This window comes from Streptomyces wedmorensis (assembly GCF_000716445.1).
In the GTDB taxonomy this organism is placed as follows: domain Bacteria; phylum Actinomycetota; class Actinomycetes; order Streptomycetales; family Streptomycetaceae; genus Streptomyces; species Streptomyces wedmorensis.
Map to the genome: position 1 here is coordinate 1 of NZ_JNWK01000185.1, position 338 is coordinate 338.

Annotated in this window: 1 protein-coding gene; it reads left to right on the forward strand. The window is 66.3% G+C overall.

The window, feature by feature from the left end; genetic code table 11:
* The coding region (locus OO54_RS41040) for a transposase family protein (RefSeq protein WP_033212900.1) at positions 1 to 229 on the forward strand (229 nt) is incomplete at its 5' end.
* Positions 230 to 338 lie beyond the last annotated feature (109 nt).

Here is a 338-nt window from a genome sequence, read left to right on the forward strand (position 1 = left end):
CTACCAGGGCGCCGGTCCCTGGCTGACCACGGGCATCAAACGCAAGCCCCTGCAGGAACTGACCCCCACCGACAAGACCCGCAACCGTGCCCTGGCCGCAACACGCGCACCCGTCGAACGCGGCGTCGCCCGCCTGAAGACCTGGCGGATCTTCCGCAGGTCCCGCTGCAGCCCCAACCGCATGACGTCAATCGCCAAGGCCATCCTCACACTGGAGCTGCAACGCTGAAGAAGCTCATTGATTCCTAATGCGGTCTGTCAAGCCGCGCGTGCGGTGGGTGGCGTGAGTTCGTATCTCCGTCCGTCGCGGAGGAGGGCCCAGAGGACGTTGACGCGGC